At 62.8% G+C, this 11839-nt stretch carries 9 protein-coding genes; 4 read left to right on the plus strand and 5 right to left on the minus strand.

The genetic code is table 11. The features are described 5' to 3' along the window. Positions 1-11: 11 nt before the first annotated feature. On the plus strand, positions 12-1625 hold the full coding sequence (gene cimA, locus SAC06_RS07855; RefSeq protein WP_350257747.1) for a citramalate synthase: 1614 nt from the start codon (positions 12-14) through the stop codon (positions 1623-1625). On the opposite strand, the gene SAC06_RS07860 is transcribed toward cimA, so the two are convergent. The 3 genes from SAC06_RS07860 to SAC06_RS07870 form a co-directional block, all read right to left on the minus strand. After that, positions 1618-2325 (minus strand): 2-phosphosulfolactate phosphatase, encoded by a 708-nt coding sequence (locus SAC06_RS07860; RefSeq protein WP_350257748.1) that lies wholly within the window; start codon positions 2323-2325, stop codon positions 1618-1620. The genes cimA and SAC06_RS07860 overlap by 8 nt on opposite strands. A gap of 133 nt (positions 2326-2458) precedes the next feature. Further along, entirely contained in the window at positions 2459-2620 is a 162-nt protein-coding gene (locus SAC06_RS07865) for a hypothetical protein (RefSeq protein WP_350257749.1), read from the minus strand. Positions 2621-2660: 40 nt separating this feature from the next. Further along, the gene (locus tag SAC06_RS07870) at positions 2661-4118 is read right to left on the minus strand and encodes an FAD/NAD(P)-binding oxidoreductase (RefSeq protein WP_350257750.1); all 1458 of its coding nucleotides are present in this window, start codon (positions 4116-4118) and stop codon (positions 2661-2663) included. 375 nt (positions 4119-4493) lie between these two features. Here SAC06_RS07870 and SAC06_RS07875 point away from each other — a divergent pair, with 375 nt between their 5' ends. Next, positions 4494-7034, plus strand: a complete 2541-nt coding sequence (locus SAC06_RS07875) for a VaFE repeat-containing surface-anchored protein (protein WP_350257751.1) — start codon at positions 4494-4496, stop codon at positions 7032-7034. A 68-nt stretch (positions 7035-7102) separates the two neighbouring features. On the opposite strand, the gene SAC06_RS07880 is transcribed toward SAC06_RS07875, so the two are convergent. Continuing rightward, positions 7103-9676 (minus strand): MMPL family transporter, encoded by a 2574-nt coding sequence (locus tag SAC06_RS07880; protein ID WP_350257752.1) that lies wholly within the window; start codon positions 9674-9676, stop codon positions 7103-7105. Between the two features lie 210 nt (positions 9677-9886). Here SAC06_RS07880 and SAC06_RS07885 point away from each other — a divergent pair, with 210 nt between their 5' ends. Further along, a complete protein-coding gene (locus SAC06_RS07885) occupies positions 9887-10216 on the plus strand; it encodes a PadR family transcriptional regulator (protein ID WP_350257753.1) in 330 nt (109 codons plus the stop codon). Next, the gene (locus SAC06_RS07890) at positions 10216-11208 is read left to right on the plus strand and encodes a permease prefix domain 1-containing protein (protein WP_350257754.1); all 993 of its coding nucleotides are present in this window, start codon (positions 10216-10218) and stop codon (positions 11206-11208) included. The genes SAC06_RS07885 and SAC06_RS07890 overlap by 1 nt, the downstream gene beginning before the upstream one ends. On the opposite strand, the gene SAC06_RS07895 is transcribed toward SAC06_RS07890, so the two are convergent. Then, a complete protein-coding gene (locus tag SAC06_RS07895; RefSeq protein ID WP_350257755.1) occupies positions 11205-11834 on the minus strand; it encodes a DNA-3-methyladenine glycosylase 2 family protein in 630 nt (209 codons plus the stop codon). The two genes, SAC06_RS07890 and SAC06_RS07895, sit on opposite strands and share 4 nt — an antisense overlap. Positions 11835-11839: the final 5 nt, after the last annotated feature.

The raw sequence follows: 11839 nt of genomic DNA on the forward strand, positions 1-11839 counted from the left end.
CACTACTAGGCATGAACCAGGTCACCGTTTATGACACGACATTGCGCGATGGAGCCCAGATGGAGGGCATTTCACTCTCTCTGAGTGACAAGCTGCGCATCCTGCCGATTCTGGATGAACTCGGCGTGGACATCGTGGAGGGCGGCTGGCCCGGGGCCATTCCGAAAGACACCGAGTTCTTCCGCCAAGCCACGCAGATTCCACTGCGCCACGCGCGGCTGGCCGCCTTTGGCTCCACCTGTCGGGCCGGGGTGCCGGCAGCTGAGGACCCGCAGGTACTGGCGCTGCGCGACTCCGGTGCCCCCATCATCACGCTGGTGGCCAAATCTGATCCCCGCCACGTGAAGGAGGCGCTCCGCACCTCCGAGGAAGAGAACCTGCGGATGGTGGCGGACACGGTCACCTTCCTGACTCAGAGCGCCGAAGTAATGGTCGACTTGGAGCACTACTTTGACGGCTTGGCCTTTGACCCCACCTACGGGGTGCAGGTGGCCCTGGCCGCCGCCCAAGCCGGGGCCAGCGCCGTCATCTGCTGCGACACCAACGGCGGCAACCTTCCTCCCACCATTGCCCGCGCGGTTGCTCAGTTGCGGGCCACCCTGGACGAGGCCGGCTTTGAGCAGGTGGAGGTCGGCATTCACGCCCACAATGACACCGGCTGCGCCGTGGCCAACACGCTGGCCGCCATTGAGGCTGGCGCCACCCAGTTCCAAGGCACGGTCAACGGCTACGGTGAGCGCACCGGCAACGCCAACCTGCTCACCTGCCTAGCAAACCTCCAGCTGAAACTCGGCTATGAACTGGTCAGCGCCGGGGCGCTGCGAACCCTGACCGCGGTCTCCTACCGGGTGGCGGAAATCGTCAACATGGCGGCCTTTGCCCGCGACCCCTACGTGGGCCAGTCCGCGTTTGCCCACAAGGCCGGGCTCCACGCCTCGGCCATTCGGGTGAACCCGGACCTGTACCAGCACCTGGATCCGGACCGCGTCGGCAACGACATGCGGATGCTGGTTTCTGAAATGGCCGGTCGCGCCTCGATCGAACTGAAAGCCAGCGAGTTGGGCATCGACCTGGGCGAGGCGAAGGACCTGACCGCCCAGGTGGCTCACCTGGTCAAGGCCCGCGAAGCCGAGGGCTACACCTACGACGCGGCCGACGCCTCGTTCGACCTGCTGTTGCGCGAAGCGCTCGGGGAAGCCCCCCATTTCTGGCGGGTGGAATCGTGGAAGGTGACCACCCGGGAGATCACCAACGACGACGACGTGGTCTTTGCCGAATCGGAAGCCACCGTGAAGCTGCGGGTCGGTGACCGCTACATTTCCACGGCGGAGGGGAACGGTCCGGTCAACGCCTTGGACCAAGCCCTGCGGATTGCGCTCGAAGACGTCTACCCGCACGTGGCCCAGTTCCACCTGACCAACTTCAAGGTGCGGATCCTGGATGAGGACCGCGGCGGCACCGATGCTCCGATCCGGGTGCTGATCGACCAGGAGGACGAGCAGACCGGCCTGCGCTGGACCACGGTCGGGGTGGCCACGAACATCATTGAGGCCTCGTGGCAAGCGCTGCTCGACTCGTACCGATACGGGCTCATGCAGGCGGGGGCCCCGGCCCTGACTAGCTGACGATCAGCTCCCAGTGTCCCTCGGGGCCGCGCTCGGCAGCCAGGGCAAAATCGAAGTGATCGACCCGCAGGGCATACTCAACGTCCTCGGGATGGGCGTTCCCCGCCCCCAGGCCCAGGGTGAACTCGGCTTCGGGCGAGTGGCGAATCTGGGACGCCGTTTCCTCACCGCGGCGGGGCTCACCGAGGCGAACCCGCTCAATCAACTGGGCGGTCAGCCAGTCGTCATCTCCGGCTAGGCTCCGCCCCGGCCACGATCCCGTCACCACGTAGTGGGGGTCGCCCAGGTTGGCTTCCTGCACTGCCCGGGCGGTGGCACTGGCCGTGACCAGGCCGGCAGCCCAGACTCGGCTGGCCCGCTCACAGGCCACCACCCCGCGAGTTCCGGCTGTGGTGCGCATAACCAGGGTTCTTCCGGTCAGGTCGGTCCCGGCCACCTCGACCGGGGAGTTGGTCAGGTCGAAGCCGGGGACGCGTTTCCCGTGATTCTCCCCCATGGCCCACCAGTCGTCATGACTGGCTTTGAGTTCCAACGCCTCCTCCACCGAGTCCACCAGGACAATTCGCTTCGCCCCCCGATCAAAGGCGTAGGCGGCGGTGGTGAATGCCCGCAGCACGTCAATTACCACGATGGGGCCGGTCACGCTGGCGGCCCCAAACCGGTCCAGGTAGCGCCCACCCGGCTGAAAACTATTGCTCATCCTTCGACAATAGTGGCCCGTGGAGGTTTCCGGGTAACGCACAAAACCGGGCCCCCCGGTCACACCCTCCAGGTGAAGCAGATGAAGAGGCCTGAATGAGTGTTTCCGGAGAGCCCGGTCGGCGGTGGGGGTGCTAGTCCTGGTGTCCCTTGGCTACCATCCGTAGGATCATCGTGTTAAAACCCATGAACTTGAAGAATTGCGAAAAAATGTTTTTCCGATGGCGCAGCGTGCGCTTGGTGGGCAGTGGTGCCCCCTCAAGGTCGGCTACCGGTCCACCAACTGGTTCGGTCATAGCTACTTCCTTTGCTCGTCGTCGTGGATATCAGATCGGCTTATTCTGGGATGAGATACCAGAACGGCCGGGCCTTCGCCTTGTAAAGGAATAGGTAGTGCAGCATCAGCTTAACCCAGTGACCGTGCAAACCGATCTCTCCCCGGGTGTCCCGGAGGTCACGACCGGTCTGGTACTTCTCGTAGTCGGGAACCACCGGCATCATGGTCATCGCAGCCGCGGACCCCTGCCGGAGTCCGGTGCCGGCCGAGGCGACGCAGGCGGCGCCCATGGCGGCCATGGAGGCTGAGTGCGCGGGGGCGCTCGGTCCCTTGTTGATTCGGTCCACAATGGTGAGGGCTACCGTCTTCCCCATCACGCCCGAGGGCATCCCGGTGCGCGGCGGAGCGGGCGAGATTGCCGTCCCATTCGGGTTGGTGCGCGGCCGGCTAATCGGGTGCGGCGGCGCAAAGGCAATGCCCACGGCAAAGACGTTGGGGAACTCGGGGCTCTCATAGGTGCGGGGCCAGTCTTTCGCACTCCATTCCTCGTAGGGCTTGGGCGTGTAGTCGGCATCCACTTTCATGAAGCCGGAGGGGGCGAACATCTTCGAGGTGAGATCGCTGCCGTCCGCGTCAATTGCTTCCAGCGGCTGACCCCCAAACGGGGGCAGCAGCATCGCGTAGTCGAACTCAAGCTCGAAGGTATTACCGTCCAAATCTTCATAGGTGATCATATTTTCGGTCACCCGTTTGACGCCGGCTCCGATAATTGCGTCCACCCCGCGTTCACGGAACAAAGATTCGGTCCAAAGCTGGGAAGTCGTCTCATACCCGCGATCGTTGAAAATCATTCCGCCAACCCCAAAGTCGCCGAGTTCGGCTTCATTGGTTAGGTAGACTAGGCGGACTTTATCGCGCACACCCGCTTCGACCAGTTCGTGATTGACATTGAAGGTGTATTCGAAGGCAGCACCCTCACAGGTACAGGTACCGTGGCCGGTCCCGACCACCACGGTCTGATGCTGTCCCGCCTTGGCCGCAGCAATCACCCGCTTCAGGCCCTCAGCTGCCTCAACCGCGTGCTGAGCAGTGCAGACCGAGGCGGTGAAGCCCTGGTCCGGACCCAAGCCCTCAGTCATCTCAAACTTGAGCCGCGGCCCGGTCGCATTGATCAGATAGTCGTAGGCAATGTAGTCCGTGTGTCCCTGTTTGCCCTGTCCCGTGTACTCCACAACCACGCCGGGTCGGGAGTTTTCCTGGCTGCCGTTCGGGTAAATCTGTGTGGCTTTGGCCTGTACGTACTTGATTCCCTTTTTCTTGTAGACAGGAGCGAGCGGGAAAACTACCTTTTTCATCGGCATAACCCCGACCCCGACCCAAATGTTTGAGGGAATCCAGTTCCAATTGGAATTCGGTGTCACCACCGTTACCGTATGATTCTTCCCCAGTCTTTTCCGCAGATGTAGGGCTGCGGTGTGTCCGGAGATTCCGCCCCCTAGAACAACTACATCGGCCATAATCTCTCCTTGAAATTGCTGGCGAGCGCCGCCCCACTGCGACGCCTCCAGAGTCAGTATAGACCCCATACCCTCCCCGGTATATGCGTTTAGTGAAAGTTCTTCCACATCGGCGGTTTGGTCGGGTTTCGACCACGAGGAGGCCCGCGGACAAGCCCGCCCCACCGGAAGAAAGCTCACCTCCGGCCCCGATCCGCCCGCGATGCGTTCGCCCAGAGAATAACTTGTTTCGGGCCAAATTCAGCCAGTTTGATCCGGAAACGGAAGTTTCTTCCGGTGGCATATGAATGCATGACGCCCCCAATTGTGGGCGCACACGCACTCAGAAGGCAGACGGCAAACTATGCCGTGCACCTGATGGAAGGAATCTTGGGCGTGAAGAAGACAATGTATCGAATACACCTGCTGGTGGTGCTCCTCCTCAGCGGGCTCATCGTGGCTCTACCGGCTGGGGCGAGCGACAGCGACGATCCGTTCGCACAGTTTTACGAGACTCGGCCCCACACGGAGGATCTGCTGGCGGCGGGCGAACTTGAACCACTGTCTGAACTTCCGGCCGACTTTGGCTCGGACCAGTATCTGACCCGCACCTACGGTGTCGACGCGAAGGAGGCCGGTTTGATCCTGGCGCCCACCCGGTCGGCCCGGTCAATTCAGCCGGACTTGGAAGAAAAAATGTGGCGCCCAATGGTCATCATCGACACACCGGGGGTCTCCACGCTTCGCACCGCCTACGGTGCCGTGATCAACTTCGCGAACGCCCAACCCGAGGTGCCCGCCTACTGCGTGGACTTGGCCCAGGAGGGACCCGTGGGGCTGAATGGAACCGTTCGCCAGCTCACCGGGGACGAGCTGAGCCAGCTCTCAAAGTACTCTCCACCGGCTCGCTACGCACTAACCACCGCTCAAGTCGCGCAGGTACTCAAAGCTTACGGTTCGGCCGGGACAACGACAGATGCACTTGACGCCGCCGCCGTGGCACTGCTGGTCCACGTCAACTTTGAGCAGTCAGCCAACGCAGATGAGTACGTTGGGGCCTATCTAGCCACGTGGGAGTCGAACATTCCCGACATCGACCTGGGCACCACCGGAGCCCAACGATTGGCTGCTGCCGAGCGGATTGCCGCTTGGACCCGGTCCCACACGCCGGTCACCTGGGACACCCCCGAACTGGTCCGCACTACCGGACCGGATCGGGCGGTCCTGACGAATGTGGCGGTTCGTGATGCTGAAGGCAACCCGATTCCGGGGATTCCATTCACCGCGGTGCTGAATGGCGGCGCCCGCTTTGACAGCAACAACTCGACCGTTCTGGAAGGAACAACCGGTTCGGAGCCGGCAAGCCTGCCGATCCACATGGTCAGCAATGGCGCCGCTTCGGCGAAAATCAACTACCGCAATCAGGTTCACTCGCTGGTCTACTCAAAACCGACCGAGTCGGGATATCAGAGCACGATCTCCACTCCGACCCGTTCTTCCACAGAGCTAGTGGTGCGCAAATCTGCCAATCTGGCCCTGGCCGGCCTCTTTATCCCTGCCATTACCTCTGATGTGAGCGGCGCTTTCGTCCCAATGCCAACTCAGACCGACGCTGAAGTCTCCCCCAACTACCTCGTGGTGGACCGGTCTCCAGGAATCGTCGGCGATCACCTGCTGGTTACAGCCTTGCCGAACCAACCTGTCTCACTGTGGATTGGTGTGGGCGGCACTCTTCCCGGTGACCCCGGCTACCAGCCGATCCCGATCAAGTTCACCGGGGTGGCCTACCATACCGGCGAGGAGCCGCCTGAGTACCAGGAAGATGTTCCCGCGGACGCGGTTGAGGTGGCTCGATTGGAACTGACTGCCGACCGTGGGCCCGGCCTCTACTCCGTGAGCTCAGAGTTGCCCGACTCCTTCCCGGCCGGCGGGTTCATTACCTGGGTCTGGTCCATGGATCCAAGTGCCCAAACACAGGTGGAGCCGGAGGATCGAAGATACCTGCCCGAGGCCTGGCACGATGTTTTCGGAGCCACCGACGAGATCACGTCTGTGCGCTGGCCCGGAAAGGTTGAGTCGAACCTAAAGGTGCATGAGACCAACGACCACACCTACCTGGTTGACGATGTCTGGATCTCCAAGCTGCCCGCCTCCCACCCCGATTTTGCCGGGGAACGGCATTTTGGAGCCGACCACCCAGAGATCACGCAGGAACTCTACTTTTGGCCCGAGGGGACGCCAATATTGCCCGGCAGCACGGAGGGAGCCGACCTGATTGGTGCAACCAAGATTCCGGCCGCCAACGGGTTCTACCCGTCGGTGGGAAACCTGGAGTATCGCCTGCGGGTTGACGAGGAGGGCCGGCCCACTCCCGGAACCTACCAGGTGGTCCACTCTTTCCCGGGTGACGATCGGGTGAGCCCGTTTCAATCCCCAATCCCCGACCGGACCGAACAGCACGTGGTCACCCGGCCGAGCCTGCACACGACCGCGACCGACCTGAAGTCTGGGAAGAAGGTGGTTGCCCCGATCAAGAGTGCGACCGTTCGAGATCAGGTCTGCTATCAGGGATTGGATACCGGCCTTAAGTACACCCTGACGGGCACCCTGGTGAACCGCAAGACCGAGCAGCCGGTGAGCCCACCCGTCACGAAGGAGTTCACCCCGGCCCAACCGGAGGGGTGCATCGACGTCGAGCTGCCGGTTTCCGCTGACCAGTTGGCCGGATCGACCCTGGTGGCCTTTGAGGAGTTATCCCGAGACGGCACGGTCCTGGCCCGCCACGCTGACCTGGACGACGAAGGACAAACTGTGACCGTGGGAACTCCCCCGAAACCGCTGGCTAAGACCGGCGTGACGGGCACTTTCCTCTGGATCGTCGGGTTGGGGCTCCTGGGCCTGGGCGCATCTCTCCTGTACGGAGTTCGGCGCTCCTAATCCCGCGAGGTGGGCCCAGTCAGGTCGGCCCAGTGAGGTCGGCCTGGGCCCACCTAACCCGGATGGGACTATTCGCGCAGACCGATCTTCTCGGCCAGGCGCGCCAGCGGCTTTGGCGCCCACCAGTTCCACTTGCCCAGCACAGTCATGGTGGCGGGCACCAGGAACAGGCGGGTCAGGGTGGCGTCGGTGATCACCATGATCGCCAATGCCACCCCGATCTGCTTGATCGCCACCATCTCACCCATGGAGAACCCAATGAACACAGCCACAATGATGGCGGCAGCCGAGGTGATAATCCGCCCGGAACGCTGGAGTCCCCGCGCAACCGCCGTATTGTTGTCCAACCCCTGGTCCCAGTACTCCTTAATTCGGGCCAGCAAGAACACTTCATAGTCCATTGCCAACCCGAACCCGAAGGCGATCATGCAGGCCACAATGAATGTAACCAAACCGCTGGTCTGAGGTACCCCAAACCACCCGTGCTCAAAGATCGCCGTGGTCACCCCCAGGGAAGCCAGCAGCGACAGGGCGTTAATGATCAGGGCCCGGATCGGCACCACCAGCGAACCGGTCATCAGGAACAGCAGAATCATCACCGCCGCTGCGACCACCGCCAGCGCCCACGGGGCATCCTGAGCAATCGCGTGGGTGAAGTCCCACTGTCCGGCAGCGGAGCCACCCACCCAGACCGGGGTCCCCACGTCCAGGTCGCGGACCGCCAACATCACCTCGGTCACTTCGGGCCCGGCCTGGTCGAGCGAGTCCACCCGAATCTGGATCAGAGTTAGGTCCTCGTCTCGCTCCAGCGGTTCAGCGGTCACCGTTTCCACCCCGGGGATGGCCTCAACTTCATCAACGAACCGGGTGACCGCTTCACTCTGATTGTCCGCATCGACCACGGCACTGACCGAGGGACTGGCCAGCGAGGGGTACTCCTGCTCAATGGTGTCGTACGCGGACCTGAGTGGCTTCCCATCGGGAATGTAGTCAGAGAAGTTGTTCCGCAGCTCCAGTCCGCGCAGCGGCAATGCCATTGCCACCAGAGCCAAGCCAACCCCGATCATGACCAGCCACGGTCGGCGCTGCACCCACTTCGCCAGCCCGGCAAAGAACCCGTGGTCGGTGCTGTGATCCCCCACCAGGTAGATCAGCCGGCCCACCCCCGGAATCTTGGCAATCGGTGACGGTTTGAGCAGTTTTCGCCCCCAGAGGGTCAGCAGGGCCGGGACCAGGGTGATGGCCGCCAGGACCGCCAAAAGGGTGACGACGATGCCACCCCAGGCAATCATCTGCAGCATGTGGATCCGCATCAGCAGCAAGCCCGCCAGTGAGAAGGTGATGGTCACGGCGGAGAACAACACGGTTCGACCGGCTGTTTGGACGGTGGCCAGCACGCCCGGGAACACCACTTTTTGCTTCAGGTGGTGCGCAGATCTTCCCTCCCCGAGGCTCTCTTGCAGGTGCCTGGATTCCTCGCGGAACCTGGACACCACCAGCAACCCGTAATCAATTGACAGGGCCACCCCGATGATGGACACCACGTTCAGGATGAATGAGTCGACGGTGGTGACGAAAGTGGAAACCCAGAGGGCCCCCATCCCGGCGGCAATGGCGCTAATGGCCCCAATCAAGGGCATACCGGCGGCAATTGCCCCGCCAAAGACGATTAGCATCAGCAGGGCGGCCACCGGCAGACCGAGGGTTTCCCCCTTAACCAAATCGGATTGAACCGTAGCCATAATGACGTCGGACATGTGTTCTTCCGACATTTCCTGAATGTCGGCTCCCGGGAACTCTGCCTGCAGGTTGGCCCGGTAGGTGTCGGTAGCTTCATCCAGTTCGACCCGCGACTGGTCCAGTTGCTCCTGGTCCAGGTCGGCCTGGCGGGTCACCACCACCACGTAGCCGGTCCCCTGATTTGAGAGCAGCGACTGGCGCTGCTGCTCTACTTCGGCCAGTTGTTCCTGCGCTTCGGGGGTGTTGCGGGCCTCGTCGGCTTGACGCCGCACTTCCTGTTCCACCTGGGTTTGCACTTGGGCGCGGGCCTGGTCCAACTGCGTCTTCGTCTCGGCGGCCAGTTGGGCGCGGGCTTCCTGCGCCTGTGCTTCCGCCGCGGCTTGGAAGTCCGGGCCGGCCAGGGCGGCCTGATCCACCTGGGCTTGAATCTGCGCTTCGGCTTGGGCCTGTGCGCTCTGCGCCTGCTCGGTAATCGGCGCCATTGCCTTCTCGACCTGCTCGGCAATGGTGTCGGTCAGTTTCGCTTCGGCTTCTGCCTCGGCCTCCGCTTGCTTTTCCGAGATGAGGAAGGCATCGGAAACCGATTCGACGTATTCGCCGTCAAACAGGTCCCGGTTGTCCTTGGCGAACTGGGCCACCCGGTCCTCGTCCGAGTCGACCGGTACCCCCGTCACCGCCAGGAGTGAGACCGGGCCTCCCTCTTCTTCCGGCTCTGTCAGGTGCATGACCTTTTCGGAATCGGTCCCGGGAATCCCAAACTCGGAGGTTTCCATCCGCTGAAACAGTCCGCCTTGACCGAATCCCCAGAGGACGGCTACCCCCGATAGGGCCACGGCTACCACCCAGGAAATAATCACCGCAATTGGATGGCGAGTGGTGAATTTCCCCAGCCAGGTGAACATGATGGCTCCTTAGCGCGGACGACTCTTTTCTTTCCTTCATTTTCTCACCGCCGCCACCCTCACCAGGCTGCTTCGGTGAGCCGCTGCTCAACCGTGACCATGATTTTGCCGAGAGCGAAGGACCAGTTGGGTCCAATCACCCGCCCAAAACACCCCACTAGACATACTACGACTGTCGTAGTATGTTTGTCGTAGTCAAAAGGAGGGCCAATGATCAGCGCCGACTCAATCCGCGGTTACGTCGACATCATGGTGTTGGCGATCCTGGAACGCGCCCCCTCCTACGCATACGAGATAGCCAAAATCATCAATCAGGAAGCAGCCGGGCAGTACACAATCAAGCAGACCACGCTCTACTCGGCGGTCAAACGCCTGGAAGCCAGCGGATACGTCAGCCCGTTTGAGGCCGTTTCCGATTCGGGAAAAACTCGCACCTACTACCAACTCACCCCCGCCGGGCAGGGAGCCCTGACCGACAAATGCGCGGAATGGGAGACCACCAAGGTCGTGGTCGATCGCTTCGTGGAAGGACGACGCTAATGGAAATCATCAACGCCTATCTAGAGACGATGTTCGCTCCCTACCCGAACACGGCCCGGCTCCAAGCCGCCAAGGCAGAGCTCAAACAGATGATGGAGGATGCCTACGTGGAGGCGCGAGCCGGGGGCGCCACCGAGAACGAGGCGGTCGGGCAGGTGATCACCGAGTTTGGGAACCTGGACGAGGTGGCCGGCGCGCTTGGGATCGCCACCGACGTCCAGGCCCCGGTGGGCTCGGATCGCACCCTGCCCCTAGCTGAAGCCATGGACTTCGCGCAGGAGCGCGAGCGGACCCAGCCGGTGCTGGCGCTCGCAGTCTCCCTGTTCGTCCTCAGCCCAACGGTGCTGATCGCACTGCAGGCACCCAGCTGGAATCCCCTGGGAGATGGGGTCCGGGTCCTGGTGGGCTTGGCCTTCCTCCTGATCCTGGTGGCAGTCGGCGTCGCCGTTTTGGTCAAACGAGACAGTGATCTGAGCCGGTTCCACCAGATCAACCACGGCCATTTTGATCCGAGCCCCGAACTCATCCGCTGGGCAGAGGCTCTGCGCGAGCAGCATCGCCCCCGGCGCACCCGGGCCCTCGTGGCGGCGATCTGCCTGTGGGTGTGCTCGGTCCTTCCTTTTTTGGCAGCCATCCCGTTTGACGAGGCGGCCCCCGGCGGTGACAGCGCGATCCTCCTTTGGGGGGTGCCCGGCACGCTGATTCTGGTCGCCCTGGGCCTGGCCATTTTCCTGCCGGCGGACTGGGCGTCGGAGGTGGCCGACCAACTGGTCAAACCGGAAGAGGAAGACGAAGAGTGGAAGGACGCCCCGCCGCTGGTTCGAGCGGTAATGGCCGCCTACTGGCCGCTGGTGGTCACCATCTACCTGGCCTGGAGTTTCCTCTCTGACGCCTGGGGCAGCTCGTGGGTGATTTTCCCAATTGCCGGGGTCCTCTTCGGAGCCATGTCCGCATTCCTGGGCGCCTGGAAAGCCAAGGATCAGCAGCGCTAACGCCGCGGGTCGGTCAGTTCTGGAACCGCTCCCCCGGCGACCGCCCACAGGTAGAGACTGGCAACCGAACCGTACGGGGAGTAGCGCCGCCGGAACCGCTCAAACCGCGCTCGGTCAATGTCTCGGTGGCGATAGACCATCCGCAGACCTCGCTGGATCCCCAGATCATCGAACGCGAAGATGTCGGGCCGCTGCAGGCTGAAGAGCAGGGTCATCTCCGCGGTCCAGCGGCCGATCCCCCGGATCGAGGACAGAGCGGCGATCGCCTCCTGGTCGGGCAGGGCCGCCACCCGGTCCAGGTCCAGGGCACCGGTGTGGACCGCCTGGGCAAACCCGACAATGTACTCCGCTTTCCGGTGGGACATGCCCAGGGCCTGAAGTTCGTGCGTTGCAGCCCCGGCCAGCGCGGCCGGATTGATCCCCTCGTAACGGGCAACAAGCCGCTCCCACACGGTTCGCTGGGCGGTGGTGGAGATCTGCTGCCCCACGATGGAGCGAACAATCGAGGCGAACAGATCCGGTTCGACTCTCCGTTCGATCAGGCCCAACTGGTCGATCACCCGTCCGAGTCGTCGGTCCCGCGCCCGCAGGTGAGCCAGCTCCACCTCGCCGTATGAGAAGTTCATGTGCC

The organism is Scrofimicrobium sp. R131 (assembly GCF_040256745.1).
Classification (GTDB): domain Bacteria; phylum Actinomycetota; class Actinomycetes; order Actinomycetales; family Actinomycetaceae; genus Scrofimicrobium; species Scrofimicrobium appendicitidis.